Genomic DNA, 21,784 nt, shown 5'->3' on the forward strand with positions numbered 1-21,784 from the left:
TCAGCGCGGCGGCGTGCCGTCGCCGGCGCAGCGCGTCGGGTCGGCGACGAAGAGCCAGCCGAGCGCGATCGCCAGCGGCACGGCGAGCCAGCCCCAGACGCTGCCGGTCCATGCGGCCACCACCCCGCCGACCGCCGAGCCCGCGCCGACGCACGCGCCCAGCAGCACCAGGCGCGCCCGCAGCGACGTGCCGACCGCGAACGGCCTCATGCCAGCGCGCGGCCGATGAGGATCTTCTGCACGTCCGACGTGCCCTCGTAGATCTGGCACACGCGCACGTCGCGGTAGATGCGCTCGACCGGGAAGTCGCTGACGTAGCCGTAGCCGCCGTGGATCTGGATCGCCGCGCTGCACACGCGCTCGGCCATCTCGCTGGCGAACAGCTTGGCCATCGCCGCTTCCTTCAGGCACGGGCGGCCGGCGTCCTTCAGGCTCGCGGCGTGGTGCACGAGCTGGCGCGCGGCCTCGATCTGCGTGGCCATCTCGGCGAGGCGGAACTGCACCGCCTGGTGCTCGAAGATCGGCTGGCCGAACGCGACGCGGTCGCGGCTGTACGCGAGCGCCGCGTCGAACGCCGCGCGCGCCATGCCCACGCTCTGCGCCGCGATGCCGATGCGCCCGCCCTCGAGCCCCGACAGCGCGATCTTCAGCCCCATGCCCTCGTCGGCCAGACGGTTCTCCACCGGCACGCGGCAGTTCTCGAACACGATCTGCGCCGTGTCGCTGCTGTGCTGGCCCATCTTGTCTTCCAGCCGCACGACGCGGTAGCCCGGCGTGTCGGTGGGCACGACGAAGGCGCTGATGCCCTTCTTGCCTGCAGCCTTGTCGGTCACGGCCATCACGATCGCGACGTCGCCGTTCTGGCCGCTGGTGATGAACTGCTTGACGCCGTTCAGCACGTAGTGGTCGCCGTCGCCGTCCTTGACACGAACGGCGGTGGTCTTCAGCCCCGCCGCCTCGGAGCCGACGTGCGGCTCCGTGAGGCAGAACGCGCCGAGCATCTCGCCGCGCGCCAGCGGCTTGAGCCAGCGCTGCTTCTGCGCCTCGCTGCCCCAGGCCATCAGGATCGAGCACACGGGGCAGTTGTTGACGCTGACGACCGTCGACGTGCCGCCGTCGCCGGCGGCGATCTCTTCGAGGATCACCGCGAGCGCGAGGTAGTCGAGCCCGGCGCCGTCGTACTCGGGCGGCACCGCGACGCCGTAGCAGCCCAGCGCGGCGAGCCCCTTCAGCTCGGCGGCCGGGAAGTGGTGCTCCTTGTCCCAGCGCGCGGCCTTCGGCGCGATCTCGGCCTGCACGTAGGCGCGCACCGCGTCCTGCACGGCGAGGTGGTCTTCGGACAGCAGCATCGGTCGGTCTCCCGGCTCACCAGGAGATCGGTGTGCCGTCGTGGTTCAGGAAGCGGCCGGTGTCGGCCGGCGTCAGCGCAGCGATCGTGCGCCGCAGGTCGGTTGCACTCTGCTCGACCGTCAGGTCGGCGCCCGGCCCGCCCATGTCGGTGCGCACCCAGCCCGGGTGCAGCGCGACGCAGACGGCACGCCCGGCCAGCGCGAGCGCGACGTCCTTCAGCACCGAGTTGAGCGCCGCCTTCGACGCGCGGTACAGCCAGCCCGAAGTGCCGCTGCGCGCGCCGATCGAGCCCATGCGCGACGAGATCACCGCCAGCTTCGCGCCCGGCGCGAGCGCGTCGGCGAGCTGCGGCAGCACCTGCATCGCGCCGAGCACGTTGGTGTGCATCACGGCGTCGAAGTCGGCCACCGTCGGCGGCTCGAGCCCGGCGGTGCGCGGGCCGTAGACGCCGGCGCCGTGGATCGCGACGTCGAAGCCGGCGCCCTCGATGCGCCAGCCGATCGACGACGCGCTGACGGGGTCGGCGACGTCGAGCGCGAAGGCCTCGGCGCCGAGGGCGCGCAGGCGCGCGACGTCGGCCTCGGCGCGCGCAGTGGCCGTCACGTGCGCACCGGCGGCGAGGTACTGGCGCACCAGTTCGGCGCCGATGCCACGCGACGCGCCGACGACGAGCACCTTCACGCGCCGCCCTCCGCTGCGCTCAGCCCGCCGGCCGCTGCACGAGCACGGTGCCGCGGCCGATCACGCAAGGCGCGCTGCCCTTGACGCCGAGCGTGCCGTCGAGGTGGCCGATCGCACCGCCGAGGCGCTCGCTCCACTCGATGGCCGTCACGTGCCAGTGCAGCAGCAGTTCCTGGTCGGCGAACACCGGGCGCTTGAACGCGAAGTTGAAGTTCAGGCAGATCACCTGCCGCCCGGCCCCGCCCGCGGGCTGCGAGAAGTGGCTCGACACCAGCCCGAGCATCACCGCCGCGGTCTGCTGGCCGCTGGCGATGATCTCGCCGTAGCGCGCCCGCTGCGCGACCTGCTCGTCGAGGTGCAGCGGGTTGTCGTCGCCGGTCAGGCGGGCGAAGTCGGCGATGTCGTCACGGCTGAAGCGCACGTGGCGCTCCAGCCGCTCGCCGAGCACGATCAGGCTGGGGTCGGGCAGCGCGGGGTTCATCGGGGCCGCTGCGGCGCTCAGCACAGCTCGACGGCCATCGCGGTCGCCTCGCCGCCGCCGATGCACAGCGCCGCGACGCCGCGCTTCTTGCCGTACTTGCGCAGCGCGCCGAGCAGCGTGACGACGATGCGCGCGCCGCTGGCGCCGATCGGGTGGCCGAGCGCACACGCGCCGCCGTGCACGTTGACGATCTCGTGCGGCAGCTTGAACTCGGTCATCGCCGCCATCGTGACGGCGGCGAAGGCCTCGTTGACCTCCCACAGGTCGACGCTCTTGGCGTCCCAGCCCGACTTCTTCAGCACCTTGTCGATCGCGCCCACCGGCGCCGTCGTGAACCACTCGGGCGCCTGCGCGTGCACCGCGTGCGCGACGATGCGCGCCACCGGCGTGAGGCCGCGCTTGGCCGCCGCCGACTCGCGCATCAGCACGAGCGCCGCGGCGCCGTCCGAGATGCTCGACGCGTTGGCGGCGGTGATCGTGCCATCCTTCTTGAACGCCGGCTTCAGGCCTGCGATCTTGTCGATCTTGGCCTTGAACGGCTGCTCGTCGTGCTTGACGACCGTCTCGCCACCCTTGCCCGGCAGCGTCACCGGCGCCATCTCCCAGTCGAAGCTGCCGTCCTCGTTGGCCTTCTTGCTGCGCGTCGTCGACGCGATCGCGAACTGGTCCTGCGCCTCGCGGCTGAACTGGTACTTCGCGACGCACTGCTCGGCGAACACGCCCATCGCCTTGCCGCGCTCGTAGGCGTCCTCGAGCCCGTCGAGCGCCATGTGGTCGAACAGCGTCGTGGCGCCGTACTTCACGCCCTTGCGCGCGAACACCAGGTGCGGCGCGTTGGTCATGCTCTCCATGCCGCCGGCGACCATCACGTCGGCCGAGCCGGCGAGCAGCATGTCGTGCGCGAACATCATCGCGCGCATCCCCGAGCCGCACATCTTGGTCAGCGTGACGGCGCCGGTGCCGTCGGGCAGGCCGGCGCGGCGCATCGCCTGCCGCGCCGGCGCCTGGCCCTGGCCGGCGATCAGGCAGCAGCCCATCAGCACTTCGTCGACGCTGTCGGGCGGCACGCCGGCACGCTCGACGGCGGCCTTGATCGCGACGGCGCCGAGTTCCCACGCCTGCAGCGACGCGAAGTCGCCGAGCAGACCGCCGATCGGCGTGCGGGCGGCAGAGACGATGACGACGGGATCGTTCATGAGGGGCTCCTTGGCTGTGGGTCGGTGAAAGGCGGGGCCGGCGCCGGGTCATCCCGGCTCGAGGCCGGCGGCGCGGCGCAGGTTCTGGAAGCGCCGGGACGGATCGTAGGGGAAGACGTCGTGCACGTGGCCAGCGGCGATGCGCTCCTTGTGCCCCTGCCAGAACGCGGGATCCAGCAGGTCGGCATGGTGCTTCATGAACACGTCGCGCACCGCCGGGTTGCCGAGCAGGAAGGGGCCGAAGGTCTCGGGGAACACGTCGTGCGGCCCGACGCTGTACCAGACGTCGCCCGACATCTCGTCCTCCTCGCAGCGCGGTGGCGGCACGCGGCGGAAGTTGCAGTCGGTGACGTATTCGATCTCGTCGTAGTCGTAGAACACGACCTTGCCGTGGCGCGTGACGCCGAAGTTCTTCCACAGCATGTCGCCGGGGAAGATGTTGGCCGCCACCAGGTCCTTGATCGCGTTGCCGTACTCGATCACGGCGTGCTCGATCTGCTCGGGGTTCGCGTCTTGGAGGTAGATGTTCAGCGGGATCATGCGCCGCTCGATGTACAGGTGCTTGATCACGAGCACGTCGCCGTCGTCCTCGAGCAGGCTCGGGCAGAAGTGGCGCAGCTCCTGCACCAGCTCGGGCTCGAAGCGCGCGCGCGGAAACGCGACGTTGCTGTACTCGAGCGTGTCGGCCATGCGGCCGACGCGGTCGTGGCTCTTGACGAGCAGGTACTTGGCCTTGATCTGCTCGCGCGTCGTGTCCTTCTGCGGCGGGTAGAAGTCCTTGATGACCTTGAACACGTACGGGAAGCTCGGCAGGTCGAACACCAGCATCACCATGCCCTTGATGCCCGGCGCGATGCGGAAGCGGTCGCTGCTGTGGCGCAGGTGGTGCAGGAAGTCGCGGTAGAACATGTTCTTGCCCTGCTTCTGCAGGCCCAGCGCCGAGTAGATCTCGCTGCGCGGCTTGCGCGGCATCAGGCTGCGCAGGAACTGCACGTAGGCGCTGGGGATCTCCATGTCGACCATGAAGTACGCGCGCGCGAAGCTGAACACGAGCAGCAGGTCGTCCTCGCCGAACAGCACGGTGTCGATCACGAGCCCCTTGCCGTCGGGGGCGTGCAGGATCGGCAGCGCGAAAGGCACCTCGTTGAAGCCGTTGACGATCTTGCCGACGACGTAGGCGCCCTTGTTGCGGAAGAACAGGCTGGAGAGCACCTGGATCTGGAAGTTCGCGCGCAGCCGCACGTTGCCGAACTCGGCCTGCATCGCGGCGAGCACGTGGTCGACGTCGCGCTCGAGGTTCTCGAACGGCACCGCGAGCTGGAAGTTGTGGACGATGCGCAGCAGCGTCTCGCGCATCGTCGCCAGCGTCGGGTAGTAGGCGCGGTACGTCGGCGTGGCAGCCGGCTCGTCGTTCTCGATGTACTCGGTGCTGATCGCCGGACGCACGAAGATGAAGTCGTTGCGGAAGTAGCTGCGGTGCAGGATCTTCGTCGTCACCGAGTTGAAGAAGGTCTCGGCGAGCTCGGGCTGGTGGTGGTTCGTCAGCAGCCCGATGTAGTGCAGCTTGACCTGCTGCCACACGTCCATCGGCAGGCTGCCGGCGGCGAACTCGCGCTGCAGCCGCTCGGCCGCCTCGTCGACGCGCTTGTCGTAGAACTCGATGCGCTCGCGCTGCGCACGCTGCTGGCCGTGCCAGTCGGCGCGCTCGAAGCGCTGCTTGGCCGCGGCGCTCGTCTCGCGGAACAGCCGGTAGTGGCGGTTGAAGCCGTCGAGCAGCGCGCGCGCGATGTCGAACGCGCGGGGGTCGGCGAGGCTGGGCGGGAACATCAGGACTCCGTGATCGCCGGCGGCCGCGCCGGATCGCCGGCGGCGGGGCTTGCGGCGCCATCGTAGCGCCGGCGCAGCGCAGCCAGCGCGCGCTCGTAGACCGGCTCGACCTCGCCGGCGTGCTGCACCGTCATCTCGAGGTCCTGCAGCAGCCCGTCGTGCAGACCGTAGACCCAGCCGTGCACGACGACGGTCTGCCCCCGCGCCCAGGCGTCCTGCACGACGGTCGTGCCGCAGACGTTGAGCGACTGCTCGAGCACGTTGAGCTCGCACAGCGCCTGCAGGCGGCGCGCGTCGTCGCCGAGCGCGTCGAGCCACGCGCGGTGCTTGCCGCGCACGTCCTGCACGTGGCGCAGCCAGTTGTCGACGAGACCGACGCGCCGGTTGTGCAGCGCCGCGGTGACGCCGCCGCAGCCGTAGTGGCCGACGACCATGACGTGGCGCACGTGCAACTGGTCGATCGCGTACTGCATCACCGACAGCGCGTTGAGGTCGCTGTGCACGACGACGTTGGCGACGTTGCGGTGCACGAACACGTCGCCGGGCAGCAGCCCGAGGATCTCGTTGGCCGGCACGCGGCTGTCGGCGCAGCCGATCCACAGGTACTGCGGCGCCTGCTGCTCGAGCAGGCTGGTGAAGAAGCCGGGGCGGCGCGCCTCGACGCCGCGCGCCCAGTCGCGGTTGCGCTCCAGCAGGTCGCGCAGGCGGTGTGGCATGGGCGCAGTGTGCGGGGGGTCGCTGACGCGAAGCTGCCTTGCCAGGCCGGGCTACATCGTCTCGGCGAACAGCTCGCGGCCGATCAGCATCCGCCGGATCTCGCTCGTGCCGGCGCCGATTTCGTACAGCTTGGCGTCGCGCCACAGGCGCCCGAGCGGGTACTCGTTGATGTAGCCGTTGCCGCCGAAGATCTGGATGCCTTCGCCGGCCATCCACGTGGCCTTCTCGGCGCACCAGAGGATCACGCTCGCGCAGTCCTTGCGCACCTGGCGCACGTGCTCGGCGCCGAGCAGGTCGAGGTTCTTGCCGACCGTGTAGCAGAACGCGCGCGCGGCCTGCAGCACGGTGTACATGTCGGCGACCTTGCCCTGGATCAGCTGGAACTCGCCGATGCTCTGGCCGAACTGCTTGCGCTCGTGGATGTAGGGCACGACGTTGTCCATCACCGCCTGCATGATGCCGATCGGCCCGGCGGCGAGCACGGCGCGCTCGTAGTCGAGCCCGCTCATCAGCACCTTGGCACCGCCGTTGACGGCACCGAGCACGTTCTCGGCCGGCACCTCGACGTCCTGGAACACGAGCTCGCCGGTGTGGCTGCCGCGCATGCCGAGCTTGTCGAGCTTCTGCGCAACCGAGAAGCCCTTCATGCCCTTCTCGACGATGAACGCAGTGACGCCGCGCGCGCCGAGTTCGGGCTCGGTCTTCGCGTAGACCACCAGCGTGTCGGCGTCGGGGCCGTTCGTGATCCACATCTTGCTGCCGTTGAGCACGTAGTAGCCGCCCTTGTCGGCCGCGCGCAGCTTCATAGAGATCACGTCGCTGCCCGCGCCCGGCTCGCTCATCGCGAGCGCGCCAACGTGCTCGCCGCTGATCAGCTTGGGCAGGTACTTGCGCTTCTGCGCCTCGGTGCCGTTGCGCCTGATCTGGTTGACGCACAGGTTGCTGTGCGCGCCGTAGGACAGGCCGACGCTCGCGCTCGCGCGGCTGATCTCCTCCATCGCGACCATGTGCGCGAGGTAGCCCATGTTCGCGCCGCCGTAGGCCTCGGGCACCGTGATGCCGAGCACGCCGAGCTCGCCCATCTTGCGCCACAGGTCCATCGGGAACTGGTCGCTGCGGTCGATTTCGGCGGCGCGCGGCGCGATCTCGGCCTGCGCGAACGCGCGCACGGTGTCGCGCAGCGCGTCGATGTCGTCGCCGAGCTGGAAGTTCAGGCCGGGCAGGTTCATCGCGGGGTCTCCTGGAGTCGGTGGGGATTGGCGTTCAGCCGTCGAGGCCGCGGCCGAGCACGGTCATCACGGTGGCCGTCATCGTCGCGACCAGCGTCTGCGCGTCGCTGCCGGGCGCGTGCTGCCACGCGCGGCCGTCGACGACGCTGATCGTGCGTCCGGCCTTCGTCACCTGGCCCTCGAAGCGGAACCACGGGCCGCGCGCCGGCGCGAGCAGGTTGACCTTGAACTCGATCGTCAGCACCGCGGCCTCGGCCGGCATCAGCGAGAACGCCGCGTAGCCGCACGCCGAGTCGAGCGCCGTCGAGACGATGCCGGCGTGCAGGAAGCCGTGCTGCTGCGTCAGCTCGGGGCGGTGGTGCATCGTGATCACGACGCGCCCCGGCTCGACGGTGTCGAGCGCGGCGCCGAGCGTGTGCATCACCTGCTGGCGCGCGAACGAGTCGCGCAGCCGCTGCACGTAGCCGGCGTCGGCGGGGATCGGGTGGGCCATCGGGGCGGGCAGCGCGGTGGCGGCGTTGATGCTGGATTTTGACGTTTACGTAAACGTCAATTGTAGGGCCGCGCGTCGCACGGGCTCACGCCGGCGCGCGTTCGCGCCCGCGCGGCCGTGCGCCCAGCTGCGCGAGCAGCCGCTGGCAGCGCGACTCGTGCTGCGCGATCTCGTCGAGCGTGACCTGGATGTCCTCGCGCTGACGCTCGAGCTGCACGCGGTGCGCGCGCAGCACCTCGAGGAAGGCCTGCAGCTGCGGCGCCGTGTCGGCCGGCGAGTCGTACATCTCGACGAGCTCCTTGATCTCCGCCAGGCTCAGCCCGAGCCGCTTGCCGCGCAGCGTCAGCTTCAGCCGCGTGCGGTCGCGGTGGCTGTAGACGCGGTGGCGTCCGCTGCGCGCCGGCTGCAGCAGGCCGACGTCCTCGTAGAAGCGGATCGCGCGCGGCGTGACGTCGAACTCCTGCGCCAGCTCGGTGATCGTGTACGTCCGCGCCGGGGCGTCGGACTTGGCGGTGGCGGTCATGGCTACACTCGGTTGACGTTGACGTCAACGTAAATCTAACAGGGTCGCCGCGGCGGCCGACACGCTGCGATGGCCCACCCCACCTCGACCGAACTGCACCACCCCCTCGGCCACGCGCTGCCGCCGCCCGGCGGCACGCTCGAGGTCGCGCCCGGCGTGCGCTGGGTACGCATGGGGCTGCCGTTCGCGCTCGACCACGTCAACCTGTGGCTGCTGCGCGACCGCGACGACGACGGCCGCGACGGCTGGACCGTCGTCGACTGCGGCATCGCCAACGACGCGACGCGCGCGGCGTGGGAGCAGGTCTTCGCCGCCGGGCTCGACGCACTGCCGGTGCTGCGCGTGATCGCCACCCACATGCACCCCGACCACCTCGGGCTCGCGCACTGGCTGACCGAACGCTGGCGGTGCCGGCTGTGGATCAGCGCGACCGACTACCACGTCGCGCGCGTCGCGAGCCAGGCCACCACGGGCGGTGGCGGCGGCGACGAGGTGGCGGCCTTCTTTGCCGAACACGGGCTCACCGACCCCGAGTCGGTCGCCAAGGTGCGTGCGCGCGCGGGCTACTACCGCAGCCTCGTGCCGCAGGTGCCGCGCCAGTTCCGCCGGCTGATGGACGGCCAGGTGCTGCGCATCGGCGCGCACGCGTGGCGCTGCATCGCCGGCTACGGCCACGCGCCCGAGCACGTCGCGCTGCACTGCGAGGCGCTGGGCGTGCTGATCTCGGGCGACATGGTGCTGCCGCGCATCAGCACCAACGTCAGCGTCTACGACACCGAGCCCGAGGCCGACCCGCTGCCGCTGTACCTCGCGTCGCTCGACCGCCTGCGCGCGCTGCCCCCGTCGACACTGGTGCTGCCGTCGCACGGGCGGCCGTTCGTCGGGCTGCACGCGCGCATCGCGCAGCTGCACGCGCACCACGACGCGCGGCTCGCCGAAACGCTCGCCGCGTGCCGCGCGCGGCCCACCAGCGCGCAGGCGCTGGTGCCGGTGCTGTTCCGGCGCGAGCTCGACCTGCACCAGACGACGTTCGCGATGGGCGAGGCCATCGCGCACCTGCACGCGCTGTGGCACGCCGGCCGGCTCGAGCGCCGGCGCGGCGACGACGGCATGTGGCGGTTCACCGCCACCTGAACCTGCCGTCCGAGCCCGCCGCCCACCGGGCGGCGGCGCCGCGGCGGCTCGCGCGTCAGTCGTCCGGCGGCAGCGGGTGCTCGCGCAGCGCGCGCCGCACGCGCTCGACGTCGGGGATCACCGAGCGCACGACGTCCCAGAACGCCGGGCTGTGGTTCATCTCGCGCAGGTGCGCGAGTTCGTGCGCGACGACGTAGTCGATGCTCGCCAGCGGCAGGTGCACGAGCCGCCAGTGCAGGCGGATCGAGCCGTCGGCGCTCGCGCTGCCCCAGCGCGTGGCCGCCGAACTGAGCGCCAGCCGCGTCATGCGCACGCCCAGCCGCGCCTCGAAGTGGCGGCAGCGCTCCTCGAAGATGCGCCGCGCCTGCCGCTGCAGCCAGCCGTGCACCGCGTCGCGGATCTGCTGCGGCGTCGCGTGCTCGGGCAGCCCGACGCGCAGCACCAGCCGCGCGATGCCCGGCAGCGCCTCGGCGCCGGCGTCGAGCACGGCGCCGCTGACGCGCGCGTCGAGCACGACGATCACCGGCTCGCCGAGGAAGGGCACCGTCGCGCCGTCGCGCCACTCGATGCGCAGCGCCTGCTGCCGGCGCTGGCGCTCGGCCTGCTCGTGCAGCTTGCGCAGCACCCACGCGGCCTTGGACTGCAGCGCGGCCTCGATCTCGGCGATGCCGACCCAGCGCGGCGCGCTGACCGCCAGCCCCTCGGGGCCGACGACGAAGCCGATGCTGCGCCGGCGCGCACGCCGCAGCGCGTAGCCGACGCGGTGGCCGCCGAGCAGCACCTCGCGCTGCGCCTGCGGGTGGCGCAGCGCGGGCGGGGGCGGCGGCGATGCGGCAGCGGGCGGCGCCGACGGTGCGGCGTCCACGCGGGGCACGGCGGGCACGGGATCCGCGGGTGGCGCCACGTCGAACAGCGACAGCTGGGTCGGTTCGGTGGTGCGCGGCATGGACCCCGATTGTCTAGGAAGAAGCCGCGCCTGCCGCGCCGGTGACGTACGCCTCGGGGTCGAGGCGGCGCATCTCGGCCTCGATCCAGTGCTCGATGTCGCGCATCAGTTCGTCGGGCTCGCGCCCCTGCACCGCGATCGGGCGCCCGATCGACACGTCGATCACCCCGGGGCGCAGCAGGAAGCTCTTGCGCGGCCAGCACTTGGCCGAGGTGACGGCGATCGGCACGATCGGCGTGCCGGTGGCGATCGCCAGCCGCGCCGCGCCGGTCTTGTAGGTGCCCTGGCCGCCGCGCGGCGTGCGCGTGCCCTCGGGGAACATGATGACCCACACGCCTTCGGCCATCAGCCGGCGTCCCTGCTCGGCGACCTTGTGCCAGGCCTCGGTACGCTTGCTGCGGTCGATGTGGATCATGTCGAGCCGCCCCATCGCCCAGCCGAAGAACGGGATCATCAGCAGCTCGCGCTTGAACACGTACGCCAGCGGGTGCGGCATGATCGTCGGCAGCGCGAACGTCTCCCACGTCGACTGGTGCTTGGGTGCCAGCAGCACGGCCTCGCGGCCCTGCGCGGCGGTCGGCAGGTGCTCCAGGCCCTGCACGCGGTGGCGCACGCCGCAGATCCAGCGCGCGCCCCAGATCACGACGCGCAGCCAGCCGACGCACATCCAGTACAGCGGCGCGCCGCGCACGAAGACCGACGCCGCCAGCACCGCCAGCGCCCACGGAATCACCGTGACCGTCATGAACAGCACGAACACGGCGGAGCGCAGCGCCGCCAGCAGCCCCGACATCAGCGCAGCTCTCCGGGCACCGAGTCGGCGGCGCGCGGGTGCTCGCGCCGCAGCAGGTCGTCGGCGAAGGCCGCGAGATCGGCGTGCACGCGCGCGGTGGGCACCTGCGCGACGATCTGCGCGAGCTCGGCGTCGCCGAGCGCGGCGGCGCGGCCGCTGAGCACGAGGTGCGGTTCGCAGCCGGCGGCCTGCGCCGCGAGCAGGTCGCGCAGCGTGTCGCCCACCAGCGGCACGTGCCGCAGGTCGACGCCGTAGCGGCGCGCGATGTCGTGCAGCATGCCCGGCAGCGGCTTGCGGCAGTCGCACGACTCCTCGGGCGCGTGCGGGCAGAAGAACACGGCGTCGATGCGCCCGCCCTGCGCGGCGAGCAGCTTCATCATGTGCGCGTGCACGGCGTTGAGCGACGCCATGTCGAACAGCCCGCGGCCGATGCCCGACTGGTTCGTCGCCACGACGACGTGCCACCCGTGCTGGTTGAGCCTGGCCACCGCCTCGAGCGCGCCGGGGATCGGCTGCCACTCGTGCGGCTCCTTGACGTGGTCCTCGCGGTAGACGTTGAGGATGCCGTCGCGGCCGAGGACGATCAGACGCGGCGCGTGGCTCATCGGGCGACGGTGCTCAGGCGGCCAGACGCGACAGGTCGGCAACGCGGTTCATCGCCGCGTGCAGCGACGCCAGCAGCGCGAGCCGGTTCGCGCGCAGCGCCGCGTCGTCGGCGTTGACCATCACGTGGTCGAAGAAGTCGTCGACCGGCGCGCGCAGCGCGGCCAGCCGCTGCAGCGACTCGGTGTAGGCGCCGGCGTCGTAGAGGCGGTCGGCCTCGGGGCGCACGGCGTCGATCGCCGCGGCCAGAGCGCGCTCGGCCGGCTCGCGCAGCAGCGCGGCGTCGACGGCGACCGGCGGCGCGCCTTCGGACTTCTTCAGGATGTTGCCCACGCGCTTGTTCGCCGCGGCGAGCGCCGCCGCCTCGGGCAGCGCGGCGAACGCGCGCACCGCCGCGAGCCGCTGCGGGATCTCGGCCCAGCGCGCCGGGTGCGCGCCGAGCACGGCGTCGACCTCGGGCGCGCTCCAGCCCTGCTCGCGCAGCCAGCCGGCCAGCCGCTCGCGCAGGAAGAAGCCGACCTCGGCCTGCGCCTGCCCGTGGCCGGGCGGAAACGCCGCGAACGCGTGCGCGATCGCCGCGTGCACGTCCAGCGGCAGCGCGCGCTCGATCAGCATGCGGATCACGCCCAGCGCGTGGCGGCGCAGCGCGAAGGGGTCCTTGTCGCCGGTGGGCAGCTGGCCGATGCCGAACAGCCCGGCCAGCGTTTCGAGCTTGTCGGCCAGCGCGACGACGAGGCCGACGTCGTTGCGCGGCAGCGCGTCGCCGGCGAAGCGCGGCTTGTAGTGGTCCTCGATCGCGATGGCGACGGCCTCGCTCTCGCCGTCGTGGCGCGCGTAGTAGCCGCCCATCACGCCCTGCAGCTCGGGGAACTCGCCGACCATGTCGGTCAGCAGGTCGGCCTTGGCCAGCCGTGCGGCGCGGTCGGCGTCGGCCGCCAGCGGCGCGCCGCCGAGCTCGCCGGCGAGCGCGCGCGCGATCGCGCGCACGCGCTCGACGCGCTCGCCCTGCGTGCCGAGCTTGCCGTGATAGACGACCTTGGCCAGCTGCGGCACGCGGCTGTCGAGCGTGCGCTTGCGGTCCTGGTCGAAGAAGAACTTGGCGTCGGCCAGCCGCGGGCGCACGACACGCTCGTTGCCACCGATCACCGCGGAAGCGTCCGCCGGGCGCACGTTGGCGACGATCAGGAAGCGGTTCGTCAGCCGGCCCTGCCCGTCGAGCAGCGGGAAGTACTTCTGGTTGGCCTTCATCGTCAGGATCAGGCACTCGGGCGGCACCTCGAGGAAGGCCTCGTCGAAACGCCCGACCAGCACGTTGGGCCGCTCGACGAGCGCCGTCACCTCGTCGAGCAGCGCATCGTCGTCGACCGGCCGCAGTCCCTCGGCGGCGGCCGCGGCGGCGAGCTGGCGTGCAATCTCGGCGCGGCGCGCGTCGAAGCCCGCGATCACGGCGCCTTCGCGGGCGAGCTGCTCGGCGTAGCTGTCGGCGTCGACGAGTTCGATCGGGTCCTTCGCCGCCTCGAAGCGGTGGCCGCGCGTCGTGCGTCCGGCCTCGAGGCCGAGCGCGCGCACCGGCACGACGTCGGCGCCGTGCAGCGCGACGAGGCCGTGCGCCGGGCGCACGAAGTGCACCGTCGTCCAGCCGGGCTCGACGCCGTCGCCGCGCTCGAGCTGGTAGCTCATCACCTTGGGGATCGGCAGCTTCGCGATCGCCTCGTCGAGCGCGTGCTGCAGCCCCTGCGCGAGCGTCACACCCGCAGCGACGCTGTCGAGGAACAGCACCTCGGCCTTGCCGTCGACGCGCCGGGCGAGCGTGGGCACGGCCTGCGCGTCGGCGCCGAGCGCAGCGAGCTTCTTCAGCAGCGCCGGCGTCGGCCGGCCCTCGGCGTCGAACGCGACGGCCACCGGCATCAGCTTGTGCTGCACCGCCTTGTCGGCCGCCTTCGCGGCGACGCCGCGCACGTGCACCGCGAGCCGGCGCGGCGACGCGAACGGCGTCACCGCGGCGTCGGCGCTGGCGAGCCCCTGCGCCTTCAGGCCGGCGGCGAGCGCGGTCGCGAACGCCTCACCGAGCGGCTTCAGCGCCTTCGGCGGCAGCTCCTCGACGAACAGCTCGACGAGCAGGTTCTTCACGGTCGCCGTCATGCCGCCGCCTTGCGCTGCTGCTCGAGTTGCGCCAGCGTGGCCTGCGCCCACGCCTTCGGCGCCATCGGGAAGCCCAGCCGCGCGCGGCTGTCGACGTAGCTGTGCGCGACGCTGCGCGCCAGGTGCCGGATGCGGCCGATGTACGCCGCGCGCTCGGTGACGCTGATCGCGCCGCGTGCATCGAGCAGGTTGAACGTGTGCGCGGCCTTGAGCACCTGCTCGTACGCCGGCAGCGCGAGCCTGGCGTCCATCAGCTCCTTGGCCTTGCGCTCGTGCGCGGCGAACGCGCCGAGCAGGAACTCGACGTCGCTGTGCTCGAAGTTGTAGGCGCTTTGCTCGACCTCGTTCTGGTGGTAGACATCCCTGTAGGTGAGTCCATCGGTCCACTGCAGGTCGAACACGTTCTCGACGCCCTGCAGGTACATCGCCAGCCGCTCGAGGCCGTAGGTGATCTCGCCGGTGATCGGCTTGCAGTCGATGCCGCCGACCTGCTGGAAGTACGTGAACTGCGTGACCTCCATGCCGTTGAGCCAGACCTCCCAGCCCAGGCCCCACGCGCCGAGCGTCGGGTTCTCCCAGTCGTCCTCGACGAAGCGCACGTCGTTGTGCTTGAGGTCGAAGCCCAGCGCCTCGAGCGAGCCGAGGTACAGCTCGAGGATGTTCGCCGGCGCGGGCTTGAGCACGACCTGGTACTGGTAGTAGTGCTGCAGGCGGTTCGGGTTCTCGCCGTAGCGCCCGTCCTTCGGGCGGCGGCTCGGCTGCACGTAGGCCGCCTTCCACGGCTCGGGGCCGAGCGCGCGCAGAAAGGTCGCGGTGTGGCTGGTGCCGGCGCCGACCTCCATGTCGTACGGCTGCAGCAGTGCGCAGCCCTGGTCGGCCCAGTAGGACTGCAGCTGGAGGATGAGTTGCTGGAAGCTGAGCATCGGTGCGGCGCCGTGCGCGACGGCGAAAACCCGCAATTCTAGGAGCGCGCTCCCGGCGCGCGGCGCCGCCGCGCGCCGGCGGCGAACGCGGCCGCGACGGCGGCAGCCAGCCCCGCCAGCGGCCACAGCCCGAAGCGCGACGCCCAGCGCGCGTACGGCGTGAGGCCGTCGCGGCCCTCGACGCGCGCGTCGAGCACGCCGCGCGTGAACGGCTCGAGCCAGTGCGTCACGCGGCCGCGGTGGTCGATCACCGCGGTGGCGCCGGTGTTGGTCGCGCGCAGCATCGGGCGCTGGAACTCGAGCGCGCGCAGCCGCGAGATGTGCAGGTGCTGCGGCACCGCGATCGTGTCGCCGAACCACGCGATGTTGCTGACGTTGGCAAAGACCGTCGGCGCCGCCGCCGGGTCGGCGAAGCGCCGGGCGAGTTCCTCGCCGAACAGGTCCTCGTAGCAGATGTTCGGCGCGATGCGCTGGCCGGCGAACGCGAACGACGGCGCGTCGAGCGGCCCGCGCGCGAAGTCGCCCAGCGGGATGTGCATCAGGTCGATGAACCAGCGAAACCCGGGCGGGACGAACTCGCCGAAGGGCACGAGGTGCACCTTGTCGTAGCGGTACTCGCCGCCGCCCGACAGCCCGACGACGGAATTGGTGTAGCCGCGCTCGAAGTCGCCCAGCGGTGCGCCCACCAGCAGCGCCCGCCCGGGGTCCCCGAACGCGGCGCGCAGCGCCGGCCAGTAGCCGGGGTCGAGCTGCTCGAGCTGCGAAGGCAGCAGCGGCACCGCCGTCTCGGGCGCGACGACGAGCTCGCCGCGCGCGCCGACCAGCGCGTGCAGCAGCCACGCCAGCGATGCCGGCAGGTGCTCGGCGGCGAACTTCTCGTCCTGCGCGACGTTGGTCTGCACGAGCGTGACGGTGAGCGTGCCGGTGCTGCGGCTGAAGTCGCGCGCGGCGACGAACGGCAGTGCCGCGAGCGCCACCGCGGCAGCCGCCGCCAGCCACGCGGCACGCTGCCGCAGTACCGCGGCCGCCAGCGCCGCCAGCCACGCCGCGACGAAGCCGATGCCGTAGACGCCGACCCACGGCGCGAGCGCCGCCAGCGGACCGTCGACGTGCGCGTAGCCCGAGGCGATCCACGGGAAGCCGGTGAACAGCACGCCGCGCGCGAGCTCGGCGGCCAGCCACAGCGCCGCGAACAGCAGTGCATCGGCCGCCGGCCGGCCGCTTCGCCAGCGCGCATGCAGCCCCATCGCCAGCGCGAGATACAGCGCCAGCAGCGCGCTCAGCGCCGCCACCGCGAGGGCGGCCAGCGGCGCGCTCAGCCCGCCGTAACGGTGCATGCTGATGAACAGCCACCACACGCCGCTGCCCAGCCACGCGGTGCCGAACAGCCAGCCCAGCGCCGCCGCGCGCGCCGGCGCCACCGCCTGCACGCGCCATGCGAGCCCGCCGACGCAGGCCAGCTGCAGCCACCACGCCTCGGTGTGGACGAACGGCAGGCTGTGCAGCGCGCCCAGCGCCGACGCGACGAGCGCGTCCCACCCGAGCGCGCGGCGCACAGTGGGCGCCGCGTTCAACCGCCGGCGGCCGCCGCCGCGGGAGCGCGCGACACCTTGAACCAGCGCACGGCGCCGCCGCGCGTGAGCATCACCGTGAAGCGCAGTCCCGCGATGTCGACCGACTCGCCGCGGCGCGGCACGCGACCGAACTCGTGCGCGACGAGCCCGCCGATCGTGTCGAACTCGTCGGTGGGCAGCTCGACACCGAAGGTCTGCGCGACATGCTCGACGTCGACGTCGCCGGCGACGCGGTGCGTGCCGTCGGCCAACGTGTAGATGCCGCCGTCGGCGTCGTCCTCGTCGAACTCGTCCTCGATCTCGCCGACGATCTCCTCGAGCACGTCCTCGATCGTGATCAGCCCGGCGACGTTGCCGAACTCGTCGATCACGATCGCCAGGTGGTTGCGGTTGCTGCGGAAGTCGCGCAGCAGTTCGTTGAGCCGCTTGCTCTCGGGCACGAACACCGCCGGGCGCAGCAGCGTGCGCAGGTTCAGCTCGGGCGCGCGCTGCAGCTTGAGCAGGTCCTTCGCGAGCAGGATGCCGATGATGTTGTCGCGCGAGCCCTCGAACACCGGAAAGCGCGAGTGCGCCGTCGAGATCACGACGTCGAGCAGCTGGTCGTAAGGCGCGTCGATGTCGAGCATGTCCATGCGCGGCGCAGCGACCATCACGTCGCCGGCGCTCAGGTCGGACATGCGCAGCACGCCCTCGACCATCGCGCGCGACTCCGGCTCGATCAGCTCGCGCTGCTCGGCGTCGGCGAGCGTCTTCATCAGCTCGGCACGCGAGTCGGGCCCCGGGCTGAGCATCTCGACGAGGCGCTCGAACAGGTTGCGCTTGTCGCGCGACGGCGCGGAGTCGGCGGCGGCGCGGCGCGCGGGCCGCGATGGCTGCGGGTCGGACACGTCGGGGTGTCAGAGTGGGGAGGCGTCGAGAATACCCGATCGGCTTGACAGCCCGGGGGCCTTGCACCACAGTCTGCCGCCCCCATCTTCCGGGCTTTTCCCCGACGTCCGCACCCCCATGACCACCGGCCTCATTCCCGCCACCATCCTGACGGGCTTCCTCGGCAGCGGCAAGACGACGCTGCTCAAGCGCGTGCTCGGCGAGGCGCACGGGCACAAGATCGCCGTCATCGAAAACGAGTTCGGCGAGGAGAACATCGACAACGACATCCTCGTCGCCGACACGCAGGAGCAGATCGTCCAGATGAGCAACGGCTGCGTGTGCTGCACGATCCGCGAGGACCTGCGCACGACGCTGTCGGACCTGGCCGCGCGCCGGCGCAAGGGCGAACTCGACTTCGAGCGCGTCGTCATCGAGACCACCGGGCTGGCGGACCCGGGGCCGGTCGCGCAGACCTTCTTCATGGACGACGAGATCGCCGAGAGCTACCTGCTCGACTCGATCCTGACGCTGGTAGACGCCAAGCACGCCGAGCAGCAGCTCGACACGCGACAGGAGGCGCGCCGGCAGGTGGGCTTCGCCGACCAGATCTTCATCAGCAAGACCGACCTCGTCGCGCCCGAGCAGGTCGACGCGCTGGTGCACCGCCTCAAGCACATGAACCCGCGCGCGCCGATGCGCAAGGTGCACTTCGGCGAAGTGCCGATTTCCGAGGTGTTCGACCTGCGCGGCTTCAACCTCAACGCCAAGCTCGACGTCGACCCCGAGTTCCTCACCGGCGACGGCCATGCGCATGACCACGATCACGAACACGGCGAGCACTGCGACCACCCGCACCACCATCACCACGACGACGACGTCAAGTCGTTCGTGTTCCGTGCCGATAAGCCCTTCCATCCGGCCAAGCTCGAGGACTTCCTCGGCGCGATCGTGCAGGTCTACGGGCCGAAGATGCTGCGCTACAAGGGCGTGCTGCACATGAAGGGCAGCGACCGCAAGGTCATCTTCCAGGGCGTGCACCAGCTGATGGGCAGCGACCTGGGGCCGAAGTGGGCGCCGGGCGAGAAGAAGGAGAGCAAGATGGTGTTCATCGGCATCGACCTGCCGCGTGACATCCTGCAGCAGGGGCTCGAGCAGTGCCTCGTCTGAGCCGCGCGGACGCCGCCGTGGCGTCGCTATACTCCGCGCGCCCGAAAAGGCCCCGCCTGGAGGGGGCCCGCCGTGCGCGGCGGGCCGGTGCGCCGCTGTGAGGAGAGCGAATTGAGCAAGACCCCCGTCAGCAGCCCGTCGTCGAAGGCCACCAGCACCAAGCCGGCCAGCGCCAAAACGACCGCGCGGGGCGCCAAGGCGGCGGCACCGGCCGCCGCGACCGACTCATCCTGCCCGGCGCCGGCCAAGCCGGCGGCGCACAAGCCCGACGACGTGACGATGGATGCCGTGAAGCCCGCCGCCAAGGTGGACCCCAAGCTGGCCAATGCCTGGAAGACCAAGGCCGGCCGCGACCTGACCGAGGAAGAGCTGCTCGCGATGCCCGAGTCGGAGTACATGAACGAGAAGCAGCTCGACTTCTTCCGCGCCCGCCTGACGGCGCTGAAGGACGACCTGCTGTCCAACGCCGGTGAGACGACCGAGCACCTGCGCGAGGACACCTCGATCGTGCCCGACCCGGCCGACCGCGCGACGATCGAGGAAGAACACGCGCTCGAACTGCGCACGCGCGACCGCGAGCGCAAGCTGCTGAAGAAGATCGCGCAGTCGCTCGCGCGCATCGAGTCTGGCGAGTACGGCTACTGCGACGAGACCGGCGAGCCGATCGGGCTGCGGCGCCTGCTCGCGCGGCCGACGGCGACGCTGTCGCTCGAAGCCCAGCAGCGCCGCGAGCTGAAACAGAAGATGTTCGGGGACTGACCCCGGCAGGCGGCCACGGCGATGTCCGATCCGAAGAGCGGCGAAGGCTTCCTGCGCAAGGTCGTTCGCTTCGTCGCCAATCCGACGACGGACTGGGCCCAGCTGAACTCGCGGCAGGACGCGCCGTCGACGCTCGAGCTCGAGCAGTCCGAGCTCAAGGAAATGGTCGAGCGCAAGCGGCGCAACGACTTCGTGCGCAAGCGCGAGTTCGACATGCTGCGCCGCGTGCGGCGCGAGGGGCTGACGCCCGAGCAGCTGGCGGCGCTGGGCAGCTCGTCGCAGATCGACGACTCCGACGCCAAGCTGTCCGATGCGGCGGCGCGCGCCGACAGTGGCGTCAAGGCCAAGATCGACGCCATCGAGAAGCAGATGGTCGGCCCGACCGCCGCGCCGAGCGCGATCGCCCGCCACTCGACCGGCTTCTTCGAGGCGCCGACCGAGCCGGCGGCGTTTCGCGCGGCACCGGGCGCCGGGCTCGCGGCACCGACCGCGGCGCGGGCTGCGCCGCCCGCCCCGGCGCCGGCGGCACCCGTCGTGATGGGCGCCGGGCTGTCGCCGCTGTCGGGCTTCGGCGCCCTGACGCCCGCGTCGCCGGCGCCCGCACCGATCGCGGCCGCGCCGGCCACCCCCCCGGCGCCTGCGGCGCCGCCGCCATCGGTCGAGTTCAGCGAGGTGCAGCACGACCCCGAGCTCGACGAGGCGGTCATCGCCTTCGCGAACGCCGACTTCGACCAGTGCGAGCGCTCGATCGAGGCCCTGACCGCCGTTGGCGGCCCGCGCGCGCAGCACGTCGAGACCTGGCTCGCGCGCTTCGACCTGTACCGCGCGACGGGCCAGCAGGACAAGTTCGAGGCGCTGGCCGTCGAGTACACGCAGCGCTTCGGCTGGTCGGCGCCGCAGTGGTTCTCGCTGCCGCGCATGGTGGCCGACGCGGTGGCGGCGCAGAAGCCGGCGAAGCGCCGCGGCGCCGACGCCGGCAGTGCGGGCGCGGCGGGCTGGTCGTGCCCCGAGGTGCTCGACGTCGACGCGGTGGCGCGGCTACGCTCGCAGACGCTGCAGATGCCGCTGCCTTGGGTGTTCGACTGGTCGCACCTGCGGCGCGTCGAGCCCGACGCCGCGACCCAGCTCACCGAGCTGATGCGGCACTGGGCGACGCAGCCGCTCGAGATGCACTGGCGTGCCGGCGACCAGCTCGTCGCGGTGCTGGCCGAGCAGTCGCCCACCGGCGAGCGCGACGCCGACCCGGCGTTCTGGGTCGCGCGGCTGGAGGCGCTGCGGCTGGCGAACCGCCCGGACCAGTTCGACGAGACGGCGATCGACTACTGCGTCACCTACGAGGTGTCGCCCCCGTCGTGGGAACGCGCCAAGTGCAAGCTGCGCATCACCGGGCGCGGCCCCGACTCCGGATCGCCGCCACTGTCGCAGCTCAGCGAGGTGACGACGACGTTCGCCGACTCGTCGGTGCTCGACGACGACGGCACGCCGCCGGGCGTCAAGGTCGCGCGCGTCGAGCTGTCGGGCCAGCTGGTCGGCGGCATCGATGCGACGCTCAAGCGCCTGGACGAGCAGCTCGGCGACGCGAGCGTCGTGCAGGTGTCGTGCGCGCGGCTGATCCGCGTCGACTTCCTCGCCGCCGGCGATCTGCTGAACTGGGTGCTCGCCAAGCGCGGCGAGGGGCGGCAGGTCAGCTTCATCGACGCGCACCGTCTGGTGGGCCTGTTCTTCGGCGCGATGGGCATCAACGAGCACGCCCGCGTGCGGGTGCGCCACGTGTGAGCGTCCGCGCCGCGCCCGCCGCCCGCGGCGCCTGCTCGACCGGCCACAGCAGAATCGACCCGATGGACACGTTTCACGGCACCACCATCGTCAGCGTGCGCCGCGGCGCGCGCGTCGCGCTCGGCGGCGACGGCCAGGTCACGCTGGGCAACATCGTCGTCAAGGCGAGCGCGCGCAAGGTGCGCAAGCTGTACCGCGACCACGTGCTCGCGGGCTTCGCCGGCGCCACCGCCGATGCGTTCACGCTGTTCGAGCGCTTCGAGGCCAAGCTCGAGAAGCACCAGGGACACCTGGTGCGCGCGGCGATCGAGCTCACGCGCGACTGGCGCACCGACCGCGTGCTGCGCCGCCTCGAGGCGATGCTCGCAGTGGCCGACCGCGAGGCCTCGCTGATCATCACCGGCGCCGGCGACGTGCTCGAGCCCGAGCACGGCATCATCGCGATCGGCTCGGGCGGCGCCTACGCGCAGGCGGCCGCGCGCGCGCTGCTCGGCCACACCGAGCTGCCGCCGGCCGAGATCGTCAAGAAGTCGCTCGAGATCGCTGGCGACCTGTGCATCTACACCAACCAGCACCACACGGTGGAAGTGCTGGAGTGAC

Annotated in this window: 22 protein-coding genes; 5 read left to right on the forward strand and 17 right to left on the reverse strand. The window is 72.0% G+C overall.

Features of this window, described 5'->3' with window-relative positions; all coding sequences use genetic code 11:
- The 10 genes from MOJ79_RS01800 to MOJ79_RS01845 form a co-directional block, all read right to left on the reverse strand.
- A complete protein-coding gene (locus MOJ79_RS01800) occupies positions 1–210 on the reverse strand; it encodes a hypothetical protein (protein WP_241922616.1) in 210 nt (69 codons plus the stop codon).
- The gene (locus MOJ79_RS01805; protein WP_241922617.1) at positions 207–1,349 is read right to left on the reverse strand and encodes an acyl-CoA dehydrogenase family protein; all 1,143 of its coding nucleotides are present in this window, start codon (positions 1,347–1,349) and stop codon (positions 207–209) included. Before MOJ79_RS01805 ends, MOJ79_RS01800 begins: the two co-directional genes overlap by 4 nt.
- 16 nt (positions 1,350–1,365) lie before the next feature.
- On the reverse strand, positions 1,366–2,031 hold the full coding sequence (locus MOJ79_RS01810) for an SDR family oxidoreductase (RefSeq protein ID WP_241922618.1): 666 nt from the start codon (positions 2,029–2,031) through the stop codon (positions 1,366–1,368).
- Between the two features lie 19 nt (positions 2,032–2,050).
- Entirely contained in the window at positions 2,051–2,512 is a 462-nt protein-coding gene (locus MOJ79_RS01815) for a MaoC family dehydratase (protein ID WP_119354612.1), read from the reverse strand.
- Positions 2,513–2,529: 17 nt separating this feature from the next.
- Entirely contained in the window at positions 2,530–3,708 is a 1,179-nt protein-coding gene (locus MOJ79_RS01820; protein ID WP_119289577.1) for an acetyl-CoA C-acyltransferase, read from the reverse strand.
- A gap of 48 nt (positions 3,709–3,756) precedes the next feature.
- Positions 3,757–5,535: a bifunctional isocitrate dehydrogenase kinase/phosphatase gene (gene aceK / locus MOJ79_RS01825; protein WP_119354610.1), complete on the reverse strand. Its 1,779-nt coding sequence runs from the start codon at positions 5,533–5,535 to the stop codon at positions 3,757–3,759.
- Positions 5,535–6,251 carry a carbonate dehydratase gene (gene can / locus MOJ79_RS01830; RefSeq protein ID WP_241922619.1) on the reverse strand — a complete coding sequence of 239 codons (717 nt, stop codon included), beginning with the start codon at positions 6,249–6,251 and terminating at the stop codon, positions 5,535–5,537. Before can ends, aceK begins: the two co-directional genes overlap by 1 nt.
- Before the next feature lie 51 nt (positions 6,252–6,302).
- Entirely contained in the window at positions 6,303–7,481 is a 1,179-nt protein-coding gene (locus MOJ79_RS01835) for an isovaleryl-CoA dehydrogenase (protein WP_241922620.1), read from the reverse strand.
- 34 nt (positions 7,482–7,515) lie between these two features.
- On the reverse strand, positions 7,516–7,974 hold the full coding sequence (locus MOJ79_RS01840; RefSeq protein ID WP_241922621.1) for a PaaI family thioesterase: 459 nt from the start codon (positions 7,972–7,974) through the stop codon (positions 7,516–7,518).
- Between the two features lie 85 nt (positions 7,975–8,059).
- Entirely contained in the window at positions 8,060–8,497 is a 438-nt protein-coding gene (locus tag MOJ79_RS01845; RefSeq protein ID WP_119289603.1) for a MerR family transcriptional regulator, read from the reverse strand.
- Between the two features lie 69 nt (positions 8,498–8,566).
- Between MOJ79_RS01845 and MOJ79_RS01850 the strand changes: the two genes are divergently transcribed.
- Positions 8,567–9,631 carry an MBL fold metallo-hydrolase gene (locus MOJ79_RS01850; RefSeq protein ID WP_241922622.1) on the forward strand — a complete coding sequence of 355 codons (1,065 nt, stop codon included), beginning with the start codon at positions 8,567–8,569 and terminating at the stop codon, positions 9,629–9,631.
- Positions 9,632–9,686: 55 nt separating this feature from the next.
- Here MOJ79_RS01850 and MOJ79_RS01855 read toward each other — a convergent pair whose 3' ends face one another.
- Genes MOJ79_RS01855 through MOJ79_RS01885 form a run of 7 tightly spaced genes read right to left on the reverse strand, consistent with a single transcriptional unit; the run spans position 9,687 to position 17,499 of the window.
- The gene (locus MOJ79_RS01855; RefSeq protein ID WP_241922623.1) at positions 9,687–10,577 is read right to left on the reverse strand and encodes a M48 family metallopeptidase; all 891 of its coding nucleotides are present in this window, start codon (positions 10,575–10,577) and stop codon (positions 9,687–9,689) included.
- 13 nt (positions 10,578–10,590) lie between these two features.
- The gene (locus MOJ79_RS01860) at positions 10,591–11,370 is read right to left on the reverse strand and encodes a lysophospholipid acyltransferase family protein (protein WP_241922624.1); all 780 of its coding nucleotides are present in this window, start codon (positions 11,368–11,370) and stop codon (positions 10,591–10,593) included.
- Entirely contained in the window at positions 11,370–11,975 is a 606-nt protein-coding gene (gmhB, locus tag MOJ79_RS01865; protein WP_241922625.1) for a D-glycero-beta-D-manno-heptose 1,7-bisphosphate 7-phosphatase, read from the reverse strand. Before gmhB ends, MOJ79_RS01860 begins: the two co-directional genes overlap by 1 nt.
- A 13-nt stretch (positions 11,976–11,988) precedes the next feature.
- Positions 11,989–14,115 carry a glycine--tRNA ligase subunit beta gene (gene glyS, locus MOJ79_RS01870; RefSeq protein WP_241922626.1) on the reverse strand — a complete coding sequence of 709 codons (2,127 nt, stop codon included), beginning with the start codon at positions 14,113–14,115 and terminating at the stop codon, positions 11,989–11,991.
- Positions 14,112–15,038, reverse strand: a complete 927-nt coding sequence (gene glyQ / locus MOJ79_RS01875) for a glycine--tRNA ligase subunit alpha (RefSeq protein WP_241922627.1) — start codon at positions 15,036–15,038, stop codon at positions 14,112–14,114. Before glyQ ends, glyS begins: the two co-directional genes overlap by 4 nt.
- Positions 15,039–15,076: 38 nt before the next feature.
- Entirely contained in the window at positions 15,077–16,594 is a 1,518-nt protein-coding gene (gene lnt, locus MOJ79_RS01880) for an apolipoprotein N-acyltransferase (protein ID WP_241922628.1), read from the reverse strand.
- A 14-nt stretch (positions 16,595–16,608) separates the two neighbouring features.
- Entirely contained in the window at positions 16,609–17,499 is an 891-nt protein-coding gene (locus MOJ79_RS01885; protein WP_241922629.1) for an HlyC/CorC family transporter, read from the reverse strand.
- A gap of 118 nt (positions 17,500–17,617) precedes the next feature.
- On the opposite strand from MOJ79_RS01885, the gene MOJ79_RS01890 reads away from it, so the two are divergent.
- The 4 genes from MOJ79_RS01890 to hslV all read left to right on the forward strand — a co-directional run bounded on the left by MOJ79_RS01890 (position 17,618) and on the right by hslV (position 21,783).
- Entirely contained in the window at positions 17,618–18,649 is a 1,032-nt protein-coding gene (locus tag MOJ79_RS01890) for a CobW family GTP-binding protein (protein ID WP_241922630.1), read from the forward strand.
- Between the two features lie 111 nt (positions 18,650–18,760).
- Positions 18,761–19,408, forward strand: coding sequence for an RNA polymerase-binding protein DksA (dksA, locus tag MOJ79_RS01895; RefSeq protein WP_241922631.1), 648 nt, complete (start codon positions 18,761–18,763; stop codon positions 19,406–19,408).
- Positions 19,409–19,429: 21 nt separating this feature from the next.
- Positions 19,430–21,184: an STAS domain-containing protein gene (locus tag MOJ79_RS01900; protein WP_241922632.1), complete on the forward strand. Its 1,755-nt coding sequence runs from the start codon at positions 19,430–19,432 to the stop codon at positions 21,182–21,184.
- A gap of 62 nt (positions 21,185–21,246) precedes the next feature.
- On the forward strand, positions 21,247–21,783 hold the full coding sequence (gene hslV / locus MOJ79_RS01905) for an ATP-dependent protease subunit HslV (protein ID WP_119289685.1): 537 nt from the start codon (positions 21,247–21,249) through the stop codon (positions 21,781–21,783).
- The last annotated feature ends 1 nt before the right edge of the window (position 21,784 follow it).

The sequence above is a fragment of the Calidifontimicrobium sp. SYSU G02091 genome (assembly GCF_022631395.1).
Taxonomy (GTDB): domain Bacteria; phylum Pseudomonadota; class Gammaproteobacteria; order Burkholderiales; family Burkholderiaceae_C; genus Calidifontimicrobium; species Calidifontimicrobium sediminis.